At 71.4% G+C, this 22,977-nt stretch carries 20 protein-coding genes; 7 read left to right on the forward strand and 13 right to left on the reverse strand.

Annotated features, from left to right (window positions below; genetic code table 11):
• Positions 1-40 precede the first annotated feature (40 nt).
• From ACFZDE_RS36560 to ACFZDE_RS36610, 11 genes are all read right to left on the reverse strand, one after another.
• A complete protein-coding gene (locus ACFZDE_RS36560) occupies positions 41-2,026 on the reverse strand; it encodes a pectinesterase family protein (protein ID WP_391210669.1) in 1,986 nt (661 codons plus the stop codon).
• Between the two features lie 42 nt (positions 2,027-2,068).
• Positions 2,069-3,670, reverse strand: coding sequence for a family 43 glycosylhydrolase (locus ACFZDE_RS36565; protein WP_391210679.1), 1,602 nt, complete (start codon positions 3,668-3,670; stop codon positions 2,069-2,071).
• A complete protein-coding gene (locus ACFZDE_RS36570; protein ID WP_391210682.1) occupies positions 3,667-4,512 on the reverse strand; it encodes a DUF6807 family protein in 846 nt (281 codons plus the stop codon). Before ACFZDE_RS36570 ends, ACFZDE_RS36565 begins: the two co-directional genes overlap by 4 nt.
• Entirely contained in the window at positions 4,509-5,708 is a 1,200-nt protein-coding gene (locus ACFZDE_RS36575) for a Gfo/Idh/MocA family oxidoreductase (RefSeq protein ID WP_391210692.1), read from the reverse strand. Before ACFZDE_RS36575 ends, ACFZDE_RS36570 begins: the two co-directional genes overlap by 4 nt.
• Positions 5,705-6,991, reverse strand: coding sequence for a polysaccharide lyase family 1 protein (locus tag ACFZDE_RS36580; protein WP_391210704.1), 1,287 nt, complete (start codon positions 6,989-6,991; stop codon positions 5,705-5,707). The genes ACFZDE_RS36575 and ACFZDE_RS36580 overlap by 4 nt, the downstream gene beginning before the upstream one ends.
• Positions 6,988-7,884 (reverse strand): ABC transporter permease subunit, encoded by an 897-nt coding sequence (locus ACFZDE_RS36585; RefSeq protein WP_391210714.1) that lies wholly within the window; start codon positions 7,882-7,884, stop codon positions 6,988-6,990. Before ACFZDE_RS36585 ends, ACFZDE_RS36580 begins: the two co-directional genes overlap by 4 nt.
• Positions 7,881-8,816, reverse strand: coding sequence for an ABC transporter permease subunit (locus tag ACFZDE_RS36590; RefSeq protein ID WP_391005442.1), 936 nt, complete (start codon positions 8,814-8,816; stop codon positions 7,881-7,883). The genes ACFZDE_RS36585 and ACFZDE_RS36590 overlap by 4 nt, the downstream gene beginning before the upstream one ends.
• 173 nt (positions 8,817-8,989) lie before the next feature.
• On the reverse strand, positions 8,990-10,720 hold the full coding sequence (gene araD / locus ACFZDE_RS36595) for an L-arabinonate dehydratase (RefSeq protein WP_391210730.1): 1,731 nt from the start codon (positions 10,718-10,720) through the stop codon (positions 8,990-8,992).
• On the reverse strand, positions 10,717-11,628 hold the full coding sequence (locus ACFZDE_RS36600) for a dihydrodipicolinate synthase family protein (protein ID WP_391210738.1): 912 nt from the start codon (positions 11,626-11,628) through the stop codon (positions 10,717-10,719). The genes araD and ACFZDE_RS36600 overlap by 4 nt, the downstream gene beginning before the upstream one ends.
• Positions 11,625-12,284: a GntR family transcriptional regulator gene (locus tag ACFZDE_RS36605; protein WP_266469522.1), complete on the reverse strand. Its 660-nt coding sequence runs from the start codon at positions 12,282-12,284 to the stop codon at positions 11,625-11,627. The genes ACFZDE_RS36600 and ACFZDE_RS36605 overlap by 4 nt, the downstream gene beginning before the upstream one ends.
• A 149-nt stretch (positions 12,285-12,433) precedes the next feature.
• Positions 12,434-13,033 carry a TIGR03086 family metal-binding protein gene (locus ACFZDE_RS36610; RefSeq protein ID WP_391210751.1) on the reverse strand — a complete coding sequence of 200 codons (600 nt, stop codon included), beginning with the start codon at positions 13,031-13,033 and terminating at the stop codon, positions 12,434-12,436.
• Between the two features lie 297 nt (positions 13,034-13,330).
• Between ACFZDE_RS36610 and ACFZDE_RS36615 the strand changes: the two genes are divergently transcribed.
• Positions 13,331-14,563 (forward strand): MFS transporter, encoded by a 1,233-nt coding sequence (locus tag ACFZDE_RS36615; protein WP_391210763.1) that lies wholly within the window; start codon positions 13,331-13,333, stop codon positions 14,561-14,563.
• On the opposite strand, the gene ACFZDE_RS36620 is transcribed toward ACFZDE_RS36615, so the two are convergent.
• Together ACFZDE_RS36620 and ACFZDE_RS36625 are read right to left on the reverse strand one after the other, a co-directional pair.
• Positions 14,500-15,663 (reverse strand): hypothetical protein, encoded by a 1,164-nt coding sequence (locus ACFZDE_RS36620; RefSeq protein ID WP_391210770.1) that lies wholly within the window; start codon positions 15,661-15,663, stop codon positions 14,500-14,502. The genes ACFZDE_RS36615 and ACFZDE_RS36620 overlap by 64 nt on opposite strands.
• The gene (locus ACFZDE_RS36625; protein ID WP_391005429.1) at positions 15,660-16,601 is read right to left on the reverse strand and encodes a 5-dehydro-4-deoxyglucarate dehydratase; all 942 of its coding nucleotides are present in this window, start codon (positions 16,599-16,601) and stop codon (positions 15,660-15,662) included. The genes ACFZDE_RS36620 and ACFZDE_RS36625 overlap by 4 nt, the downstream gene beginning before the upstream one ends.
• Positions 16,602-16,822: 221 nt before the next feature.
• Here ACFZDE_RS36625 and ACFZDE_RS36630 point away from each other — a divergent pair, with 221 nt between their 5' ends.
• The 6 genes from ACFZDE_RS36630 to ACFZDE_RS36655 all read left to right on the forward strand — a co-directional run bounded on the left by ACFZDE_RS36630 (position 16,823) and on the right by ACFZDE_RS36655 (position 22,934).
• A complete protein-coding gene (locus tag ACFZDE_RS36630; protein WP_391005427.1) occupies positions 16,823-17,632 on the forward strand; it encodes an NAD-dependent epimerase/dehydratase family protein in 810 nt (269 codons plus the stop codon).
• Between the two features lie 310 nt (positions 17,633-17,942).
• A complete protein-coding gene (locus ACFZDE_RS36635; protein ID WP_391210802.1) occupies positions 17,943-18,710 on the forward strand; it encodes a DeoR family transcriptional regulator in 768 nt (255 codons plus the stop codon).
• A 78-nt stretch (positions 18,711-18,788) separates the two neighbouring features.
• Entirely contained in the window at positions 18,789-20,162 is a 1,374-nt protein-coding gene (locus tag ACFZDE_RS36640) for an extracellular solute-binding protein (protein WP_391210812.1), read from the forward strand.
• Positions 20,159-21,100 carry an ABC transporter permease subunit gene (locus ACFZDE_RS36645; protein WP_391210825.1) on the forward strand — a complete coding sequence of 314 codons (942 nt, stop codon included), beginning with the start codon at positions 20,159-20,161 and terminating at the stop codon, positions 21,098-21,100. Before ACFZDE_RS36640 ends, ACFZDE_RS36645 begins: the two co-directional genes overlap by 4 nt.
• Positions 21,097-21,948, forward strand: coding sequence for an ABC transporter permease subunit (locus tag ACFZDE_RS36650; RefSeq protein ID WP_391005419.1), 852 nt, complete (start codon positions 21,097-21,099; stop codon positions 21,946-21,948). Before ACFZDE_RS36645 ends, ACFZDE_RS36650 begins: the two co-directional genes overlap by 4 nt.
• On the forward strand, positions 21,945-22,934 hold the full coding sequence (locus ACFZDE_RS36655) for an alcohol dehydrogenase catalytic domain-containing protein (protein WP_391005417.1): 990 nt from the start codon (positions 21,945-21,947) through the stop codon (positions 22,932-22,934). The genes ACFZDE_RS36650 and ACFZDE_RS36655 overlap by 4 nt, the downstream gene beginning before the upstream one ends.
• Positions 22,935-22,977: the final 43 nt, after the last annotated feature.

Below are 22,977 nucleotides of genomic sequence, written 5' to 3' on the forward strand. Positions count from 1 at the left end.
TCTCTCTTCTGGGTCAGACGGAGACGTGAAGTCGTGGCGGTCAGCGGCGCGTGTGGGGCGCCCAGTTGTCGTTGCCCTTGAGGTAGGCGGTGACGGTGTGTGTCCTCGCGTCCTCGGCGCTCATCTGCGGCCGGTCCTGGGTCTTACCGGCCCCCGGCCCGTAGTTCCGGTACTCCGTGAGGCGCGCGTCCTTCCAGGAGAAGTCGCTCATGTCGGTCCACGGCGAGGACTTGATCGCGGCGGGCAGCCGGGTGTCGCGGATCAGCACCTGGGCCACCGCGTTCGGCTCACCACCCGGGTGCCAGGGCCTGCCGAGGTGGAAGCTCCCGGCCGGCGCGTCGCTCACGATCTTCGAGCGGGTGATCAGGAACCCGTACGGGTTGCCCGTCCACGTCGAAGCGGCGGTCACCCACCCGTTGTTGGTCGTCGACCCACGGCTGAGCGCCTTGATGACGGACCGTTCGATCACAGTCGTGGCCCGCCCGTAGATGAAGTCGACGTCGCCCTCGATGTACGAGTCGCGGACGTACACCCGGCTGATCACGTTCAGCTTGGGGCTGTCGGTCATCAGGGTGTCCTGGTTGCCCAGGAAGGCGGTGTTCTCGAAGACGATCCGGTCGCCGGTCGTCTTCATGGCCAGGGCCTGCTCGCCCTTCAGCTCGACCGCGGCCTCGTCGAAGTCGTTGCTGAAGGTGAGGTTGCGGGCGGTGACGTCGTTCGCCGCGATCCGCACGGTGGCACTGCCCGTCGAACCCCCGTACTCGGCAGGCGTGTCGAAGACGATGACGGTGTCGGAGCGGTCGCGTCCGGTCCCCTGGAGCAGGATCTTCGGCTTGGTCGCCGGGATGAACACCTTCTCGCGGTAGGTGCCCGGTGCGACGGCGATCGTCACCGGCACGTCATTGCCGTCGGGGACGGCGTCCACGGCGGCCTGCACGGTCGGGTAGGCCGCCGGGACGTCGAGGGTCACACCGATCCGCTGCTGCGGACCGGAGAACTTCTTCACCAGGGCGGGGACGGCGGCGGCGGGATCCAGCCGGTAGTCGTAGAAGTCGCGCGGCGCGAAGGCCGCTCCCCATTCGTCGGTCCGCCCGCTCGTCCTCCTCAGGATCGACCCGCGCTCCACCAGCTCCGCGGTGGCGTCGGCCTGGTAGGGGTGCTGGACCCGGTCGTAGTAGCTGTTCTCGATGACCATCTTGGTGCGGCCCCGGGACCAGTTCCCGTACGTCCAGACGGGGTCGCCGTCGGCCACCTGCGCCGAGACGTAGTTGTTGTAGAGGTGCGCGTAGGCGCAGTTGTCCGCCGAGGGGTTGCGCTGCTTCGTGCCGGTGAACCAGTTGTGGTCGATGGTGATCTGGGTTTGGACGTTGTCCGTCCAGCCGATACCGAACGCCTTGTTGTGGTTGCTGAACTGGTTGTAGGAGACGGTGACGTACTGGCTGTCCTTGCGGATGTCGAGCAGGCCGTCGCCCATGTGCGTGAAGCGGTTGTGGTCGATCCAGACGTGGTGGACGGAGTCCATCTGGATGGCGTCGAAGTCGGTGGTCTTGCCGTCCCAGTCGCCCTCGACGTAGGAGTCGCGGATCGTCAGGTTGCGGATGATGACGTTGTGCGTGCCGGGGTTGAGGTGCAGTTCGCCGTGGACGATCTCGCCGGTGTCACCGACGCCGATGATCGTCTTGTTCGAGGCGACGACGACGTCCGAGCCGAAGGGCGCGACGGCGACCGACCCCGCCACCCGGATGACATACGGCTCCTCGGCGCCCGCGTACTTCGCCAGCGAGGCCTGGTCGGTGACCGTGACGACCTTGCCTCCGGCCCCGCCCGTGGTGCCTCCCGCCAGCGAGGCGAAGCCGTGGGCCTGGTCGGTCCAGCGGGCGGCCGACGGTGTGGACATCTCGGCGCGGGCGGGCTCGGCGGCCCTCGCCTCACCGGTCGCGCCCAGTCCCAGGGCGGCGACCAGGCCGGCTACGGCGGCCAGGGCGACACCCGGGCTGGGCAAGCGCTTGCTACGGAAGGGCGTCATTGCGGCTCCCAACAGGCGTGATGAGCGTGCGGATGCGGTGGGCTACAGGTGGGTGATCCGGAAGTGCGTGAACGTGGCGGCGCCCGCGTGTCCCGGTCCGACGGGCGCGAGGGCGAAGAGGCCGAGCAGGGCGCCGACCCAGCGCCAGGGGGTGGCGGCGAAGACGGGACCCGACGGACGCGGGCCGTCGCCGAGGTCGTAGAAGAAGCGGCAGCGGGCTCCGGCGCCGATCTCGATGCGGAGCCTGACGCGCCCCTCGGGTGCGAGGCACGGGTGGGCCGCGTCGCGCTCCCGCTCGGCGACCCCCTCGGCGAACCGGTGCACGAGGTGGACCGTGCCGTCCGGGCCCCGCTGGAGCCCGATCCAGCCGAACGCGTCCCCGAGCACCGTGAGCCCGGCCCGGGCCCCCGGCTCTTCGCTGTCGAGCCGCAGCTCCACCTCGGCCACGCAGGGCGTGCCGGGCAGCCGCTGCGTGAGCACATGGGGCAGTTTCCGCAGGTCGTGGGCGTCGGCCGAGCGGACGCAGGTGAGTCTCAGCCCGTCCCCGGAGTGCTGGGTGGCCCAGCCGTCGACGGGGTTGGCCGTCCACTGCCACTGACGGCCGTACCGTCCGCCGGGGAAGTCGTCGTCGGTGGCGGGTGCGGCGGGCGGCTGCGGCGGCAGGGCGGGGCGCCGGTGTACGGCGACGGGCGCGCCGTCGTCCCCGAGTACCGGCCAGTTGTCCGCGCCCCAGCGCATGGGCTGGAGGTGGACGACCCGGCCGTACGCGCCGCGCTGCTGGAAGTGCAGGAACCAGTCCTCGCCGGACGGGGTGCGCACCCAGCCGCCCTGGTGGGGGCCGTTGACGTCGGTGTCCTGCTGCTCCAGGACGATCTTCTCCTCGTACGGCCCGAAGAACCCGCGCGAGCGGAAGGCGCCCTGCCAGCCGGTCTCCACGCCGCCGGCCGGGGCGAGGATCCAGAACCAGCCGTCGTGGCGGTAGAGCTTGGGGCCTTCGAGGGTGAACCAGCCGGGTATGCGGTCCCCGTCGACGATGACCTTGCCCTCGTCGAGGAGGCCGGTGCCGTCGGGACGCATCCGGTGGCCGGTGAGCCGGTTCTTGACGCCGGAGCGGGACTTGGCCCAGGCGTGGACCAGGTAGGCCTCCCCGGTCTCCTCGTCCCACAGGGGGCACGGGTCGATCAGGCCCTTGCCTGCCTTGAGCAGGTGCGGGCGGGTCCAAGGGCCCCTGATCTGGGGGGCGTTGATCTGGAAGACGCCTTGGTCGGGGTCGCCCCAGAAGATCCAGAAGCGTTCGTCGTGATACCGCAGGGACGGGGCCCAGACGCCGCGGTCGTGCCGGGGCCGCTCGAACTCGGCGGCCGGTTCGAGGCGTTCGAGGGCGTGCCCGACCAGGGTCCAGTTGACCAGGTCCCGGGAGTGCAGCAGCGGCAGCCCGGGCGCCCGGCCGAAGCTGGAGGCGGTCAGGTAGAAGTCGTCCCCGACGCGGACGACGTCGGGGTCGGACCAGTCGGCGTCGAGAATCGGGTTGCGGTAGGTCCCGGAGGTCCCGGGCTCACCGCCCGGCGACGTCCCGGAGGTCACGGACTCGGGGGCCACGGACGCGGGGGTCAGGAACTCGGGGGTCACAGGCTCGGACGTCATGGGCTCACCGCCTTGCGCACGAGGGCGGACGCGGCGTCGCGGTCGAGACGGCCGTCGGCGACGACGGTCACCACCCGGCGCACGATCGTCTCGCCCGGCGGCAGCGGCACCCGCTCCGCGTGCGCGAGGGAGGATCCGACGCCCGGGTACTCCTCGGTGCGCACGAACCACGGGTCGCGGCGGGTCTGTTCGGTGGCGCCGGCGAAGACCAGCGTCCAGGTGCCGCCGCGCAGGGCGAGCCAGTCGGCGCTCCGGCCGTGCACCCCGTCCTCACCGTCGGCCCCGGCCGTGAAGACCTCCGGCGCCGCGGCCTCCTTGCGGGCCCGCCAGAAGAACCCGCCGTAGGCCGCCCCCGGGCGCCCGTTGGTCGCGGGGCTGCCGATCGACAGGGGGCCCTTGGTGACGTTGGTGAGGGAGAAGGTGAGGTCCAGCGCCCAGGCCTGGTCGGTGAGTTCGGCGGCGGCGACCGTACGGCGCTCGCGCAGCAGCTCGCCGCCCGCGGCCACCCAGCGCAGCTCCTCCACGAAGCCGTCGGGGTCGCGCAGCTGGAAGGCGACGTGCCGCTGCGAGCCGTGGTTGTCCAGCTCGGTCGGGCCCTGGTCGCGGACGTAGGTGCGCCCGCCCCAGAAGTTGAACCCCTCGACGTCGGGAACGGCGACACCGACGCCGAGGTGGTGGGTGTGGTCGGCGGGGGCGAGTTCGGTCACCGCCGTGCCGGCCAGGGTCGTGACGGGGTGCAGGTAGGGGCGCGGGGAGAGCCGGGCGGGCAGTTCGGGCCGGGTGACGTACCGGCCGACCGGCCGGCCCGCGACGCGCAGGACCGTGGTGTCGTGGCTGGTCATCGGGTGCTCACCTCGTTCGGCAGATGCTCCGCTGACAGGGCCCAGGGGGCGCCGAGCTCGGAGTAGAGGGAGAGGGTGTCGGCGGCGGCCGCGACGAGTCCGTCGATGCCGGGCACCACGCGGCGGTTCTCGCCGGGGACCCGGTGCCAGGCGGTGTCCGGCAGCGGCGCCGGGTCGGGGGCGGTGCGGATGGCCTCCACGACCTTCATGAAGGCGCCCGTCTCGTCCGGCGGGACCAGCAGGTCCGCGCCGGTGGTGAGGTGGTCGACGAGGTTCTCCAGCAGGTCGGTGCGGCCGTGCTCGGACTCCTGCGGGCCGTGCCCCGCGCGCTGGAGCAGCACCCGGTCCTGCTTGTACCAGAAGGTGATCCGGCCGCTGCTGCCGTGCACGAGGACGTACGGCTCGTCCGCTTCCTCCGCGCACAGCGTCGCGGCGACGGTCACCGGGTGGCCCTGCGCGGTGGTGACGCGGACGCAGGAGGTGTCGTCGGACTCGATGGCGTTGGCCCGCAGCAGTTCGGTCTCGATGCCGGTGACGTGCTCGGCGCGGGTGCTGCCGCCGAGGGCGAGGGCGGTGGCGACGGCGTGGGCGAGGGGGTTGGTCAGCGCCCCGTCGATCACGTCGACGCCGTTCAGCCGCCGCTTGCCCGCCCAGGGCGCCCGCCGGAAGTAGTCCTCGTCCCGGACCCAGGCACCGGCCCCGCCGAGTCCGGCCAGTTTCCCGATCGCGCCCTGCTCGATCAGCTCGCGGACGGCGGGCAGGGCGTGCGAGCCCAGCGACTGGAAGCCGATCTGGCAGACGACCCCGGCGGCGGCGACTCCGTCGGCCATCCGGCGGAACTCGGCGTAGGAGGGGGCGGGCGGCTTCTCCAGGAGGATGTGCACTCCCTGGTCGGCGGCCGTGAGGGCGAGGTCGGTGTGGGTGGGGATCGGGGTGCAGATCACCGCGACCCGGGCGCCGGTGGCGTCCAGCAGAGCGCCGAAGTCGGCGGACTGCTCGGGGGCGCCCAGGTCGCCCAGTTCCTCCTCGGTCAGCGGTGTCAGCTCGCAGATCCCCACGAGCCGGACGAGGCCCTTGTGCTGCAGGCGGCGGATGTTCTCGACGTGCCAGCGGCCGTGCCCGCGGGCTCCGGCGAGGACGACGGGCAGGGGCGTGTTCAGGGGTTCGCTCATGGTGTCGATCATGCGACCGGTCATGGGAGCCTCCCCGCACCCGCGCCGCGGGCCACCGCCCGGTCGGCCGCCGCGGCGCTGTCGATCGGCCCGTGCAGGGTGGGGGCCCAGCCGACATCGGCGGTCAGATCACGCTCGCTGCCCGAGTTGTAGGCGTTGTAGATGGCGAGCAGGTCGACCGGGAAGCCGTTGAAGAGCGTGCCGCTCTGGTGCAGGGCGCTGCCGTTCCAGCTCTTGACCAGGTCGGCGACCTCCACGTGGCCTGGCGCGTGGAAGGCGTTGTTCTCCGCGTACATCCTCGACTCGGTGGAGACACCGAGGGAGTAGCGGTAGTCGTCGCCGGTGACGTCGTAGCGGTTGTTGTACACGTGGACCTGGCCGAAGCGGACGCGTGGGGCGCGCTGAACGACTGACTTGAAGGCGTTGTGGTGCAGGGTGACGCGGAGCTTGCCGCGGTCGCCGGTGGCGGTGTCGCCGCTGCCGATGAGCATCGCCTTGTCGTGGCCGGCGAAGCGGCTCCAGGAGACGGTGACCAGGTCGGAGCCGCCTGTAATGTCCAGCAAGCCGTCGTGGCGCAGGTAGTTGCGGGCGAAGTGGGTGGGTTCCTTCGCGTCCGGGTGGCCCTTGTCGCTCAGGGTCACGTGGTCCACCCACACATGGGTGGCTCCGGTCAGCCAGATGTTGTCGTAGGCCGTCTTCCAGTCGCCGAGGCCGCCGGTGTTGGGCTGCCAGACGGGGAAGCAGTCGTAGGCGTCGCGCACGTCGAGGTTGCGGATGATCACGTTCTCGGCGTTCTTCACCTGGAGGCTCGCGCCCTTGAGGACCGCCGAGTCGCCGAGGCCGACGAGGGTGGTGTTCGAGCCGACGGGCAGCACGATCCGCTCGGCCTGCCGGGCGGCGGAGGCCTGGCGGGCCTCCTCCTGGGGACCGCTGGGCTTGGCGGAGCCCCAGGTGCGGGGGTCGTAGGCGGCGAGGTACTTCTTCAGGGCGTAGCCGCCGGTGGCGTAGTCGGCGCAGTCCAGCCGGTCACCGTCGTCGTCGGTGTTGGCGTCGATCGTCCCGGCGATTCTGATGATCTTCGGGGTGTCGCTGCCGCCGTCGAGGGCCCGGACCAGTCCGGCCCGGTCGGTGACCGTGTACACATGGCCGGCGTCGGCGGCCGCGCCTCCGGTGGTGCCCGCCCCCTCGGCGGCCCAGCCGTCGTTCGCGGGGAGGGTGTCGCGGCCGATGTCCCGGGCCTCGGCGTGCGCGGGCACGCAGAGCACCCCCAACAGCCCGGCCGCCACGGCCAGTTGCCTGCCTCTCATCCCTTCACCGCCCCTGCGCTGAAGCCGGTGATCAGCCACTTCTGGATGAAGGCGAACACGATCACCACCGGTACGGCCGCGATGATGCCGCCCGCGGCGAGCGCGCCCAGGTCGACGCTGTCGGCGCTCATCAGGGAGTTGAGGCCGACCGGGATCGTCTGCTTGTCCTGGTTGTTCAGGAACATCAGCGCGAACAGGAAGTGGTTCCAGGAGTGGACGAAGGCGAACGAGCCGACGGCGATCAGACCGGGCCTCAGCAGCGGCAGCACCACGATACGAAAAGCCGTCATGCGGTTGCAGCCGTCGACCCAGGCCGCCTCCTCCAGGGAGTACGGCACGTTCTTGATGAAGTTGCTGATCAGGATCATCGACAGCGGCAGCTGGAAGACCGTCTCGGCGAGGATGACACTGCCCAGCGAGTTGATCATCTGGAGTTCGGCGAAGATCTCGAACAGCGGCACCAGCAGCAGCGCGCCCGGCACGAACTGGGAGCACAGCAGGGCCAGCATGAACCCGCGCTTGATCTTGAAGTCGAAGCGGGCGAGGGCGTAGCCGCCGGCCAGCGCGACGAGGGTCGTCATGAGCAGGGTGGCGACGCCGACGAGCACGCTGTTGGCGAAGTAGGTGCCGAAGTCGCGGTCCGTCCAGACCTTCTCGAAGTGGTCGAAGGTCATCGGCCAGGGCACGAGCGAGGTCGAGCCGGCCGGGCGCAGCGAGAACAGCAGGATCCAGTAGAAGGGGATGAGGGTGAAGACCAGGTAGATACCCAGGGGCAGATAGATCTGCCAGCGGGGTGCCTCGTCCCAGGCGCGCTTGCCCTTGGCGGGGCGCGGGGGCTCGGGGGTGGCGGGCACGGCGACGGGCGCCGTTTTGGTGGCTTCCTTGACGCTCACTTGCTCTCGCCTCCGAACTTGCTCAGGCGCAGGTAGATCATCGAGCAGAAGAGCAGGATCACGAACGCCACCGTGGTCAGGGCCGACGCGTAGCCGAAGTTGTGGGCGTCGACGGATGTGTTGGCGATGTACAGCGGCAGCGTGGTCGTCTCACCCGCGGGTCCGCCGCCGGTCAGGGTGTAGAGCAGGTCGACGTTGTTGAACTCCCAGACCGCGCGCAGCAGCGTGGACAGGATGATGGCGTCCTTCAGGTGCGGCAGCGTGATGTGCCAGAACTGCTTGATGCGGCTGGCGCCGTCGACCTCGGCGGCCTCGTACAGGTCCTTCGAGACGGACTGGAGGTCGGCGAGGATGAGGATCGCGAAGAACGGCACCCCGCGCCACAGATCCGCCACGACCGCCGCCGGGAACACGGTCGAGGTGTCCGACAGCCAGCTCGTGCCGTAGGAGCCAATGCCCATGTCGGCGAGGTAACGGGTGATGCCCGTCTGGGAGTTGTAGAGCAGCACCCAGATCGCGGAGGTCAGCACGCCGGAGACGGCCCAGGGGGAGAACACCAGGGCGCGGCCCAGGCCCCGGCCCACGAAGGTCTGGTTGACGATGAGGGCGAGCGCGAGGCCGAACAGCAGCTGGAGGCCGACCTCGACGACGACCCACTTGGCGCTGAAGACCAGGGTGCCCCAGAAGACGGGGTCCTCGGTGAATGCGTGGACGAAGTTGTCGAAGCCCGCGAAGCCGTTCCGCCACGGTTTGGTGGGGTTGTAGTTCTGCAGGCTGTAGTAGAAGACGCTGATGACCGGGTAGGCGATGAAGCCCAGCATCAGCAGGGCGGCCGGCGCGATCAGCAGGTACGGGAGCCTGCGCGGCGTGGCGGAGGCCCGGCGCCGCCGGGGTGGCGCGGGCGGTTTCGCCACGGCTGCGGCTTGGGCCATGACAGGGTCTCCGATCTTGGTACGGCTTGCTTTCGTGGTGCGGTAAGCGCTTTCTCGCTGTGCGTGGGTATCGCTTGCTGTTGTGTGGCGGGTGCGGGTGCGCTGCGGCTTGTCGCGCCCCCACGGCGCAGCCGCATTTCGATACGGCCCGCGCCCCCTTCAGGGGGGTTCAGTCACCCTGCGTAAGGGTCGGGGGCCTTGCCCGGCCTGGCCAGGAACTCGAAGTCGCAGCCGGTGTCGGCCTGGGTGATCTGGTCGTTGTAGAGGGCGCCGTAGCCGCGTTCGTAGCGGGTGGGCGGTGGGGTCCAGTCCTTGCGGCGGCTCTCCAACTCCTCGTCACTGACGTTGAGTTGAAGGGAGCGCGCCTCGACGTCGAGGGTGATGTCGTCGCCCGTGCGGACCAGGGCGAGCGGGCCGCCCACGTACGACTCGGGAGCCACGTGGAGCACGCAGGCACCGTAACTCGTACCGCTCATGCGGGCGTCGGAGATGCGGACCATGTCTCGTACGCCCTGCTTGAGCAGGTGGTCGGGGATGGGGAGCATGCCGTACTCGGGCATGCCCGGACCACCCTTGGGGCCGGCGCCTCGCAGCACCAGGACACTGTCCGCGGTGATGTTCAGCGCCGGGTCGTTGATGGTGCGCTGCATGGTCTTGTAGTCGTCGAAGACGACGGCGGGACCGGTGTGCTTGAGCAGGTGCTGCTCGGCGGCGATGTGCTTGATGACCGCGCCGTCCGGACAGAGGTTGCCGCGCAGGACGGCGACACCGCCCTCGGCGGCGACCGGGTTCTCGCGGGTGCGGATGACGTCGCCGTCGTGCACGACGGCGCCGTCGAGCTGCTCCCCCAGCGTGCCGTTGACCGTCGGCCGGTCCAGGTGCAGCAGGTCGGTGATCCGCGAGAGGAAGGCGGGCAGACCCCCGGCGAAGTGGAAGTCCTCCATGAGGTACGTCTGCCCGCCGGGCCGGACGTTGGCGAGGACCGGCACAGTGCGGGCGATGCGGTCGAAGTCGTCGAGGGTGAGCTCGACCTGACAGCGTCCGGCCATGGCGATCAGGTGGATGACGGCGTTGGTGGAGCCGCCGAGCCCGAGGACCGTGGTGACGGCGTCCTCGAAGGCCTCGCGGGTGAGGATCCGGGACGGTTTGAGCCCGGTCCAGGCGAGCTCCACGGCACGGCGCCCGGAGGCGGCGGCCATCCGCTCGTGCCCGGAGTCGACGGCCGGGATCGAGGAGGCGCCCGGCAGGGTCATGCCGAGGGCCTCGGCCGCGGCGGTCATCGTCGACGCGGTCCCCATGGTCATGCAATGCCCGGGCGAGCGCGCCAGCCCGCCCTGCAACTCGCGCAGTTCGCAGTCGGTGAGGTTGCCCGCGCGGTGCTCGTCCCAGTACTTCCACATGTCGGTGCCGGAGCCGAGGGTCTCACCGCGCCAGTGGCCCGGCAGCATCGGCCCCGCGGGCACGAAGAGGGACGGTACGTCGGCCGAGGCGGCGCCCATGAGCAGCGCGGGCGTCGACTTGTCGCAGCCGCCGAGCAGCACCGCCGCGTCGATCGGGTACGACCGCAGCAGCTCCTCCGTCTCCATGGCGAGGAGGTTGCGGTAGAGCATCGGGGTGGGCTTCTGGTACGTCTCGGAGAGCGTGGCGACCGGGAACTCCAGCGGGAAGCCGCCGGCCTGCCATACGCCCCGCTTGACCGCCTCGGCCCGTTCGCGCAGATGGACGTGGCAGGGGTTGATGTCGGACCAGGTGTTCAGGACGGCGATCACCGGGCGGCCGCGGTACTCCTCGGCCTCGTAACCGAGCTGGCACATCCGGGCGTTGTGCGACCAGGTGCGCAGCTGGCCCTCGGCGCCGTACCACTGGTGGCTCCTGAGGTCCTCGGGGCGCAGTCTGCCGGTCATATCGACCACCCCGCGGCGATCGTGGCGACCTCGGCGCGCTGTTCCTTCAGGAGGGTCCGGCTCGGCGGGCGGACCTCGCGGCGGCACAGCCCGAGGGAGGCGAGGGCCTCCTTGACGACGGTGACGTTGTCGGCGGAGCCGTTCGCGGCGCGCAGCTCCTCGAAGCGGCGGATCTGCTCCCAGACCTTCATCGCGGCCGGGTAGTCGCCGGAGCGCAGCGCCTCGATCATGTTGAGGGAGACCGCCGGGGCGACGTTCACCAGCCCCGAGGTGAAGCCGGTGGCACCGGCGGAGAAGTAGGAGGGGGCGTACGGCTCGGCGAGCCCGGCCACCCACACGAACCGTTCCAGCCCCGCGTCCCGGGCGAACGCGGCGAACCTGACCGCGTCGGGGACGGCGTACTTGACGCCGATGACGTTGGGGCAGTGGTCGGCGAGTTCGGCGAGGCGGGCCCCGGTGAGCTGCGCGTTGCGGATGTACGGCACGACGCCCAGCTCGGGCACGGCCTCGGCGATGGCGCGGTGGTAGTCGACCCAGCCGGCCTGCGAGACGTAGGGGTGGACGGGCTGGTGGACCATCACCATCTGCGCGCCGAGCTCGCGGGCGTGCCGGGCGGAGGCGACGGCGGTGGGGACGTCGTGTCCGACGCCGACCAGGATGACGGCCCGCTCCCCGGCCTCGTCGATCGTCAGTTCCGTGACGAGCCGGCGCTCCTCGGGGGTGAGGGCGTAGAACTCGCCGGTGTTGCCGTTCGGGGTGAGGGTGGTGATGCCGCCGTCGAGCAGGCGGCGCAGCAGGGCCCGGTGGGTGTCCCGCGCGACGGAGCCGTCCTCGGCGAACGGGGTCACCGGGATCGCCACCACGTCGGCCAGGGCCGCCCGCTGGGTCTCGAACGCCACGCTGCTCATTCCTGACCTTCCTGTTCCAGTGCTGCCTCGGGGAAAGCGCGCTGCACGAAGGACGCGATGTGGGCGTGCAGGGCACGCGCCGCGCCGTCGGCGTCGCCGTCGAGGGCGAGCCGCAGGATCTCCCGGTGCTCGCCGGCCTCCCGCTCCCAGGAGGGGGAGGCGGCCCAGGCCACGGCGGAGACCAGGGCGGCCTGGTCGCGGACCTCGTCGAGCATCCGGCCGAGCAGCGGGTTGCCGCACGGCAGGTACAGGGCGCGGTGGAACTCCCGGTTGGCGAGGGAGCGTTCGGCGGTGTCGGTGGCGGCGTCGGCCCGGGTCAGCGCCTCGCGGGCGACGTCCAGACAGGCCCCGCGCTGCACGGCCCGCCGCAGCGCCTCGGGCTCCAGCAGCAGCCGTACGTCGTAGACCTCGCGCGCCATGTCCGCGTCCACCAGGCGCACGGTGACGCCCTTGTACTGGCTCATCACGACCAGCCCGGTCCCGGCGAGGGTCTTGAGCGCCTCGCGCACCGGGGTCTTCGACACCCCGAACTGCGCGGCGAGCTCGGTCTCGACCAGCGCCTGCCCAGGCGTCAACTGCCCGGTGAGGATGCGGTGTTTGATCCCCTCCAGCACGAACTGCGTGCGGGAGGGGATCGGTGTGGGCACAGAGGTCATGCGCGCCTCTCGGATCTCGCGTCTCGGTGGATCGCGTATCGGATCTCGCGTATCGCGTCTCATATATGACGTACGAAGTACGACGCGATGACGGTAGGAGGGCGCGTGCGCCACGTCAATGCTTTCGGCAAAGAAACAGCAATCGCTTTCTACGCGCTGCGGGACCACCCCGGGTCGCGGCCGCTCAGCCCCACCGCCCTGACCAGCAGGGGCGCGTCCGGGTCAACCGTCACGACCGGGCCGAAGATGGCGTCGCGCTGGGGATCGTCGGCGGAGGCCGCGAGGAAGTCGTGGCAGGCCTGGAGCGCGGCCGGGTCGGGGGTGTACGGCTGTCCGGTGGCGCGGGCCAGGTCCCAGCCGTGCACGACCAGTTCGTCGACGGCGACCAGAGCGGCGATCTCGCCGGGCAGGTCGACGCCCCCGGCCCTGGTCATGCCGGTCCAGGCGGCCGGGTCCCGCCAGGCCTCGCCCAGTTCGGTGAGGACCTTGGGCAGTTCCCCGCGCCAGCCGGGCGTGATGTCCGGGAGCGCGGAGTCCGGGCTGGTGTCGGTCGTGACACCGAGGTCCTTGCGGCCGGCGTCACGGAAGGCGGTGGCCAGTCCGGCCAGGTGGCCGAGCAGGTGGCGCACCGCGTACTCGGGGCAGGGCGTCGGGTCGGCCAGCTGATCGTCGGTGACGGCCTCGGCCAGGCGTGCCACGACCGCCGCCTGCGGGCCGAGGTCGAGGGTCGGATTCGGGGTGTCGGTCATCGGCTGCTCCTCCTGCGTGTCGCTCTCGGGAGGTAGACCGACCGCGAGCGCGGAACTCATCGCCCTCGGGCGCCTCTGCTAAGGGGTCCTTTCACTATGAGCGTCCGATCAGGTCGCGTGGTCTGGTGCCGTGCATCGCAAGGCGCCGGAAGGTCCTCGTAGCGGAGCTACTAGGGCCTTTCGGCAACGCGGCGAGGTGCGGTGCCAGGCCGCGCGACCCGGACGGGCATAGTGAAAGGACCCCTAAGGCACCTTCCCGATGCCCACGCCCGGGCCTTAGCACCACGATGACCAGGCATGACGACCAAGACGACCTGGCCCCTGGCACGCGTCCTGCGCAACCGTGAGGCGGGCCTTTACCTCTCCGGCGTGGTGGTCTCCGGCTTCGGCACCTCCGCCCTGTGGCTGGCGTCCGGCGTGTGGGTCAAGGACCTGACGGGCTCGGACGGCCTGGCCGCGCTGTGCATGCTCGCCCTGTGGCTGCCGACCCTGGCGGGGCCGCTGCTGGGCACCCTCGCCGACAGCGGCCGCCGCAGGCCGCTGCTGATCGGCGTGAACCTCCTCCTGGCCGCCCTGCTGCTCACCCTGGTGGGGGTCGACGGCCCGGGCGACCTGTGGCTGCTGTACGCGGTGCTGTTCGTGTACGGCGCGGCGGGCGTGGTCCATGACGCGGCCGAGTCGGCGCTCGTGGCGACCGCCGTGGAGCGGTCCCTGCTGGGCGACTTCAACGGTCTGCGCATGACCGCCAACGAGGGCATGAAGCTCCTGGCCCCGCTGGCGGGCGCGGGCCTCTACGCGGCCCACGGCGGCGTGGGCGTGGCCCTCCTGGACGCGGCGACGTTCGTGCTGGCCGCGGGGCTCTGCGCGGCCCTGCGGGTGCGGGAGGACAAGCCCGCGCCGCCCACCGGCGGCCGTCGCGGCGTCGAGGGCGTCCGGTACCTGTGGGCGCACCCCGGCTTACGCCCCCTGGTCCTGGCGGGCGGCGCCACCCTGCTGTGCGCCGGCCTGAACGGCGCGATGACGTACGCCGTCGTCGACGCCCTGGGCCACTCCCCCGCGTACACGGGCGTGCTCTACGCCGTGCAGGGCGCCGGTTCGGTCGCGGTCGGCCTGCTCTCCGGCACCGCCCTGCGCCACCTGGGGGCGCGGCGCTTCGCGGCGTGGGGCACCGCCCTGCTCGCTTTCGCGGTGGCGCTGCGGGCGGTGCCGTCCGACCCGGTGGCGCTGGTGTGCGGCGCGGCGATCGGCATGGGGCTGCCCGCGGTGCTGATCGCCGCGCTGACGTCGGTGCAGCGCGAGACGCCCGGTGCGCTGCTGGGCCGGGTCACGGCCACCGCCCACACGCTGGTGTACACACCGAACGTGGTCGGACTGGCCGCCGGAGCGGGACTGGTCGAGCTGGTGGACCACCGGCTGGTCCTGGTGGTCCTGGGCGTGGCCCTGCTGGTGACGGCGGCCTCGCTGGGTCAGAGCCGGGCGAGGGCGGAGCGGACAGACTCCAGGTCGCCGTCGGACGCCAGCCCCGCGTGATACAGCCGCAGTTCGGTGGCGCCGAGCCGTCGTGCCTCCACGGCGTCGGCGGCGAGGGTGCCCGGGCTGCCGCCCATCCCCGAGACGACGGTGAAGTTGGCGGCGATGACGGCGCCCCGGCGCTCCTGCCGCGCGAACGGGGTCAGTGTGCCGGTGCCGCCCGCGCAGGGCACGACCACTCCGTCCGCGACAGCCAGGATGTGCGCCGGGTCGACGCCGGGGTTGGCGCCGACGTGGTACGAGACGGGGTCGGCGTGCAGCAGCACCTGGAAACCGTCGGCGGCGGTGGCCCGGACCGCCGCGACGGCCTGCTCCTGGAGCGTGCGGGCGGTGGCGTCGCGGTACGCGCGCGTGGTGTGCGCGAGCGTCTCGCCGAGCAGCTTCTCGACGCCCGTCCAGCCTCCGTCGGAGGGCGCCCCCTGCCACACCGGTTCCAGCGCGGTCCGTACGGCGGCCGCCAGCCGGTCGGCGTCCAGGCCGTGCCGGCCGTAGCCCTCCTGGCAGGACGGGCAGAAGCACAGCGCCATCAGGTACTGCCCGGCGTCCCCGAGGCCGATGCCGCCGGTCTTGTCGTGGGCGTGCAGATGCTGCAGGCCGTACCAGCCGAGGGACTCCAGCTCGGTGCCGCGCGCCCCGGGCCGGACCGCCGCCTCGGCCGCCAGGTCGGTCAGGTACGCGCGCGTGGCGGGCTGCGCGATGCACGGCGCCCAGGGGTAGCGGTCGCCGTAGGCGTTGACGACCGAGGTGTCGGGGTGCTCGGCGCCCAGGCGGGAGTTGTGCGCGAGGACGACCCAGGTGTGCACCTCCAGACCGGCCTCGGTGAGCACGTCCGCGGCCTCGCCGAAGGCGTCCCCGGGGGCCCAGTCGCCGGCCGCGTAGGGGCGCAGCTCCCGGCCCTGCCAGCGGTCGTCCGCCGGGTACAGCACGGCGGCGTGCTCGGCGGTGACGACGCGGTGGCGCGGGTGGCGGGGCGTGAGGGCGCGGGTGGAGTGGTAGGCGGCGGCGAGCGTCACCTGTGTCACGCCCAGCGCGGCGATGCGCGCGGGTGCCTCCGGGTCCCCGTTGACGTCCCAGGGGTAGACGAATGCCGACGCCTTCACTTGGTCTCCTCCAGCAGCGCGTAGCCCCGCTCGATCACTTCGGCGAGCCGCTTCACATGGTCCCCGGCCGGTTCGTGCAGCGGGGGCCGTACCTCCCCGACGTCCAGGCCGCGCAGCCGGACACCGGCCTTGACCAGGGCGACGGCGTAGCCGCGGCCCTGGGCGCGCAGGTCGGCGAACGGGCGGTAGAAGCCGTCCAGGAGCCTGTTCACCGTGGCGTCGTCGCCGGTTTTGAGGGCCCGGTGGAAGGCGAGGGCGATCTCCGGGGCGAAGCAGAAGACGGCGGACGAGTAGAGCGTGACGCCGAGGGCGCGGTAGGCGAGCTGGGTCTGCTCGGCGGTCGGCAGGCCGTTGAAGTAGAGGAAGTCGCCCGGGGTCTCGGTGCGCACGGCGCTGATGACGCGCTGCATGAGGTCGAGGTCGCCGAGTCCGTCCTTCAGGCCGATGATCCCGTCCGTGCGGGCGAGCGCGACGACCGTCTCCGGGGTGAACACGGCGTTGTCGCGCTGGTAGACGATGACCGGCAGGGCGGTGGCGGCGGCCAGCTCGCGGTAGTGCCGCAGCAGCCCCTCCTGGCCGGCGGCGACGAGGTAGGGCGGCATGGCGAGCAGTCCGTCCGCCCCGGCGGCCTCGGCGAGGCGGGCGTAGCGCACGGCGAGCGCGGTGCCGTATCCGGCGCCGGCGACGACCGGGACGCGCCCGTCGGCGGCCTCCACGGCGGCCCGGACGCAGACCTCGAACTCCTCGGGCGTCAGCGCGTGGAACTCGCCGGTGCCGCAGCAGGCGAACACCGCGGCGGCTCCGGCCTCCACCCCGCGCCGGACATGCGTGCGGTAGGTGTCGAGGTCCACGGAGCCGTCGGGTCCGTAGGCGGTGACCGGGAAGAACAGCGGCCCGCTGGGGACGGTGAGTCGAGCGGCGAGAGGGGCTGACGTCACGAGCTCTCCCGGTTCCATATTCATGATTGGCGTCTATATTTCTGAACAACGCCACGCTAAGGCGCCGCCTCGGTGCGGGTCAAGCGCGCGCACCCGCGACGCACCTGCGGATTCACCCTCTCCGCGGCATACTTGACGGGCTCCGGCCCGGCTCCTTAGCGTGTCCACGCATATGAATGCCGTGCGCTCATGTGCACACCGGCGATCAAGGAGACCCGAGGATGCCCGCTCCCCGCACCGTCCTGCTCACCGGCGCCGCCGGTGGCCTCGGCACCCTGATGCGGGACCTGCTCCCGGCCTACGGCTACGACCTGCGCCTGCTGGACCTGCGCCCCATCGAGGGCGAGCCCGACGCGATCGTCGCCGACCTGGCCGACCGCGACGCCGTACGCGAGGCGGTCAGGGGCGTCGACGCGATCATCCACCTCGCGGGCATCTCGCTGGAAGCCCCCTTCGAGAAGATCCTCAAGGCGAACATCGAGGGCACCTACCACCTGTACGCGGCCGCCCGCGAGGAGGGCGTCGGCAGGATCGTCTTCGCCTCCTCCAACCACGCCGTCGGCTACACCCCGCGCCCCCGGGGCGACGACCCCCTGATCCCCGTCGACACCCCGCGCCGCCCGGACACCTACTACGGCCTGTCCAAGTGCTTCGGCGAGGACCTCGCACAGCTCTACTGGGACCGGCACGGCCTGGAGACGGTCTCGGTGCGCATCGGCTCCTGCTTCCCCGAGCCGACCAGTGTGCGCATGCTCTCCGTGTGGATGAGCCCCGCCGACGGCGCCCGCCTCTTCCACGCGGCCCTGACCGCCGAGAACGTCGGCCACACCGTCGTCCACGGCTCCTCCGCCAACACCCGGCTGTGGTGGGACCTCACCTCCGCGCGGGCGCTCGGCTACGAGCCGCAGGACGACTCCGAGCCCTACGCCGAGAAGCTCATCGCCGAGCAGGGCGAACTGCGGGACGGCAACGAGGCGCACGCCTACCTCGGCGGCCAGTTCGTGACGGACCCGCCGATCTGGCCGTACTGACCGGACGGAGTGCGAACCAGGGCGGGCGGGCAGAGAACGGGCCCGCCCGCTCGGGCATTCGGGCACGACCCGCAGACGGCAGGGACACGCCCTCAGGGGCGCGGGGAACTGCGCGACCAGCCACAACGCACCGGCAGACGGCCACGGACACCCCTCGCCGCCCCGCACACCCGCACGACCGAACGGGCACATCCGGGCAGGATCACGCCCGCAACAGACCTGGCCACTACGGAACACCCCCTGTAGAACTTCCCCCAAGGCCCCACCGAGGGCCCGAACGGGCAGCACGGCAGGAAGGCGGGTGACGGCCATGAGCAGAACCGCGGAGGAACGCCAGCGCGAGATCGTGCTGGCCGCACGCCGGGACGGCGCCGTCGACGTCACCGCCCTCGCCACCGAGCTGGGCGTGGCCAAGGAGACCGTACGGCGGGACCTGCGCGTCCTGGAGGACCACGGCCTGCTCCGCCGTACCCATGGCGGCGCCTACCCCGTGGAGAGCGCCGGCTTCGAGACGACGCTCGCCTTCCGGGCCACCAGCCACGTCCCCGAGAAGCGCCGGGTCGCGGCCGCCGCGGCCGAGCTGCTCGGCGACGCCGAGACCGTCTTCGTCGACGAGGGCTACACCCCGCAGCTCATCGCCGAGGCACTCCCCCGGGACCGGCCGCTGACCGTGGTCACCGCGTCCCTGCCGGTCGCGGGCGCCCTAGCCGAGGCCGAGCACGTCTCCGTGCTGCTGCTCGGCGGCCGGGTGCGGCGCGGCACGCTGGCCACCGTCGACCACTGGACGACGAAGATGCTGGCCGGTTTCGTCGTCGACCTGGCGTTCATCGGCGCCAACGGCATCTCCCGCGAGCACGGCCTCACCACCCCCGATCCGGCCGTCAGCGAGGTCAAGGCCCAGGCGATCCGGGCCGCCCGGCGCGTGGTCTTCGCGGGCGTCCACACCAAGTTCGGAGCGGTCAGCTTCTGCCGGTTCGCCGAGGTGGGCGCGCTGGAGACGATCGTGACGAGCACCCTGCTGCCGTCCTCCGAAGCACACCGCTACTCCCTGCTCGGACCTCAGGTCATCCGGGTCTGACACCACACCCACGTCCCCCACCGGGCGCAGCCACGCCCTGCGCTGCCCCTTATCTCCCCATACCTCCAGGAGCGATCCATGCGAACCCAGAGCCGACGACGGCCACCGCGAGCCCCGCTCGCCCTGGCCGCCGCAGGGACGCTGCTCGCCCCGCTGCTCTCCGGCTGCTGGGTCGGCGCGGGCGGGGCCGGTTCCGGCGGCGACGCCATCAACGTCCTGATGGTCAACAACCCGCAGATGGTCGAGTTGCAGAAGCTGACCCGCGCCCACTTCACCCAGGAGACGGGCATCAAGGTCAACTTCACGGTCCTGCCCGAGAACGACGTCCGCGACAAGATCAGCCAGGACTTCGCCAACCAGGCCGGCCAGTACGACGTCGCCACCCTGTCCAACTACGAGATACCGATCTACGCCCGCAACGGCTGGCTGCGCCAGATGAACGGCTACGTCGCCAAGGACCCGGCCTACGACGAGCAGGACATCCTCAAGCCGATGCGCCAGTCCCTCACGGCGGACGACGGCAAGCTCTACGGACAGCCCTTCTACGGCGAGTCGTCGTTCCTGATGTACCGCAAGGACGTGTTCGAAAGGAAGGGCCTGACGATGCCCGCGCACCCCACCTGGCAGCAGGTGGCGGACCTCGCGGCGAAGGCGGACGGCGCCGAACCCGGCATGAAGGGCATCTGCCTGCGCGGCCTGCCCGGCTGGGGCGAGGTGATGGCCCCGCTCACCACGGTCGTCAACACCTTCGGCGGCACCTGGTTCGACAAGGACTGGAAGGCACGGCTCGACTCCCCCGCCTTCGAGAAGGCGACGAAGTTCTATGTCGACCTGGTGCGCGAGCACGGCGAGTCCGGCGCCGCCCAGGCCGGCTTCGCCGAGTGCCTGAACAACATGACCCAGGGCAAGGTCGCCATGTGGTACGACGCCACCTCCGCGGCCGGATCCCTGGAGGCGGCGAAGTCCCCGGTGAAGGGCAAGGTGGGCTACGCCCCCGCTCCCGTGGAGAAGACCGAGTCCTCCGGCTGGCTCTACACCTGGGCCTGGGGCATCCAGAAGGCCTCCCGCAACCCGGACAACGCCTGGAAGTTCGTCTCCTGGGCGTCCGGCAAGGGCTACGAGGAGCTGGTCGGCGACCAGGTGGGCTGGTCGAACGTCCCGGCCGGCAAGCGGGCGTCGACCTACGCCAACGCCGACTACCGCAAGGAGGCCGGGGCCTTCCAGGAGATGACCAAGGAGGCCATCGAGCAGGCCCGGCCGACCGACCCCGGGGTGCAGCCGCGGCCCGCTCCCGGCATCCAGTTCGTCGGCATCCCCGAGTTCACCGACCTCGGCACCAAGGTCTCCCAGGAGATCAGCGCGGCCATCGCCGGACGCCAGTCCGTCGAGTCGGCCCTGAAGAAATCCCAGGCGCTCGCCGAGAAGATCTCCGAGGAGTACGAGGGACGATGACCGCCACGACAACGGCCCCAGCGGCCTCACCCGAGCTGCGCGCCCCGGTCCCCCGGCCCTCCGCCCGGCTGCGTGCCTGGGCCACCCGGGCCCCGCTGCTGCCCGCCCTGATCTTCATGATCGTCGTCACCCAGCTGCCCTTCGTGGCCACGCTGGTGATCTCCTTCTTCGACTGGAACTCCCTCTACCCCGACGCCCGGCACTTCACCGGCGTCGACAACTACCAGGAGGTCCTCACCGACCCGGACCTGCGCCACTCGGTGTGGACGACCGTGCTGCTGACGGTCGCGGTGGTGCTGGCGAGCCTGGTACTGGGGCTTGCGCTCGCCCTGCTGCTGGACCGGAGGTTCAAGGGCCGGGGCGTGGTCCGCACGCTGCTGATCGCGCCGTTCCTGGTCGTGCCGGTCGCGGCCGCCCTGCTCTGGAAGCATGTGCTCTACAACCCTGAATACGGCCTGTTCAATGGGCTGTTGCACTATGTGGGCGGCCCACAGCCCGACTGGATCTCGAACACCCCGCTGCTGGCGGTCGAGGCGTCCCTGGTCTGGCAGTGGACCCCGTTCATGATGCTGATCCTGCTGGCCGGACTGCAGAGCCGCGACCACGAGCAGATCGAGGCGGCCCGGGTCGACGGCGCGAGCGACTGGCAGATCTTCGTCCATCTGACGCTGCCGCACCTGCGCCGCTACCTCGAACTGGGCGCCCTGCTCGGCTCGATCTACATCGTCCAGAACTTCGACGCGGTCTTCACGATCACGTCCGGGGGCCTCGGCACCGCCAACCTCCCCTACACCGTCTACCAGAGCTTCTACCAGGCCCACGAGAACGGCCTCGCCTCGGCCGCGGGCGTCCTGGTGGTCATCGGCTCGATCGTCATCGCGACCTTCGCCCTGCGCGTGGTGTCGTCCCTGTTCCGCGAGGAGGTGTCCCGCGCATGAGCACGACCGCACCGCGTGCCCGCCGTGTCCGTGGCAAGGGTGCGGGCCTGGGCCTGCTGGCCTGGCTGCTCGGCATCGCGTTCTTCCTGCCCATCGCGTGGATGGCGCTGACGTCCTTCCACTCGGAGACGGACGCGGCGACCAACCCGCCGTCCTTCGCGGCCTCGCTCACCCTGGACGGCTACCGCGAGTTCTTCGGCGCGGGCGGTGGCGCGAGCCCCTGGCCTGCCCTGATCAACTCCACCGTCGCGTCCCTGGCCTCGACCCTGCTGGTGCTGCTGCTGGCCTTCCCGGCGGCGTACGCGCTGTCCATCAACCGCGTCCGCAAATGGACGGACGTGCTGTTCTTCTTCCTCTCCACGAAGATGCTGCCGGCCGTGGCGGGCCTGCTGCCGATCTACCTGTTCGCCAAGAACGCCGGGATGCTCGACAACATCTGGCTGCTGGTCATCCTCTACACGTCCATGAACCTGCCGATCGCGGTGTGGATGATGCAGTCCTTCCTCGCCGAGATCCCGGTCGCGGTGATCGAGGCCGCGAAGGTGGACGGGGCCCGGCTGCCGACCATCCTCGCGCGCGTGGTCGCCCCGATCTCCCTCCCCGGGATGGCCGCCACCGCCCTGATCTGCTTCATCTTCAGCTGGAACGAGCTGCTGTTCGCCCGGGTGCTCACGGGTGTGGTCGCCGAGACCGCCCCCGTCTTCCTGACCGGCTTCATCACCAGCCAGGGCCTGTTCCTGGCGAAGGTGTGCGCCGCGTCGCTCGTCATCTCCCTGCCGGTGCTCGCCGCGGGGTTCGCCGCCCAGGACAAGCTGGTCCAGGGCCTGTCGTTGGGAGCCGTGAAATGAAGGCCGCCGTCATCGAGTCCGTGGGCAAGGCCGTCGTCGCCGAGGTCCCCGACCCGACGCCCGGCCCGCGCGAGGTCGTGGTCGAGGTCGCGGCCTGCGGCCTGTGCGGAACCGACCTGCACATCCTCCAGGGCGAGTTCGCCCCGAAGCTGCCGATCGTGCCCGGGCACGAGTTCGCGGGCGAGGTGGTCGGGGTCGGCACCGGGGTCACGGAGGTGGCGGTGGGCGACCGGGTCGCCGTCGACCCGTCCCTGTACTGCTACGAGTGCCGCTACTGCCGTACCGGCCACAACAACCTCTGCGAACGCTGGGCGGCGATCGGGGTGACCACGGCCGGGGGCGCGGCACAGTACGCCGTCGCCCCGGTGGCGAACTGCGTGAAGCTCCCCGAGCACGTCCGCACCGAGGACGCCGCCCTCGTGGAGCCGCTGTCCTGCGCGGTCCGCGGCTACGACGTGCTCCGGTCCCGCCTCGGCGCCCACGTCCTGATCTACGGCTCCGGCACCATGGGCCTGATGATGCTGGAGCTGGCCAAGCGCACCGGCGCGGCGAGCGTGGACGTCGTCGACGTGAACCCGGCCCGTCTGGAGACCGCCCGCGGCCTCGGTGTCTCGGCGTCGGCGGCGAACCCCGACGAACTGGACCGTCCGCAGGGCTGGGACCTGGTCATCGACGCCACCGGCAACGCGGCGGCGATCCAGGACGGCCTGGACCGGGTGGCCAAGGCGGGCACGTTCCTGCAGTTCGGCGTGGCCGACTACGCGACGCGGGTGACGATCGACCCGTACCGCATCTACAACCAGGAGATCACCATCACCGGCTCGATGGCGGTGCTGCACAGCTTCGAACGGGCGGCGGAGCTCTTCGCGAACGGCGTCCTCGACCCGGACGTGTTCATCAGCGACCGCATCCCGCTGGAGCGCTACCCCCAGGCGCTGGACCAGTTCGCGGCGGGCGTCGGCCGCAAGATCGTCGTCGTGCCGTAGGGGAGGAACCGAGCGGACCGGGGGGCAGGCGAAAAGCGCTGGG

The sequence above is a fragment of the Streptomyces sp. NPDC007929 genome (assembly GCF_042959065.1).
In the GTDB taxonomy this organism is placed as follows: domain Bacteria; phylum Actinomycetota; class Actinomycetes; order Streptomycetales; family Streptomycetaceae; genus Streptomyces.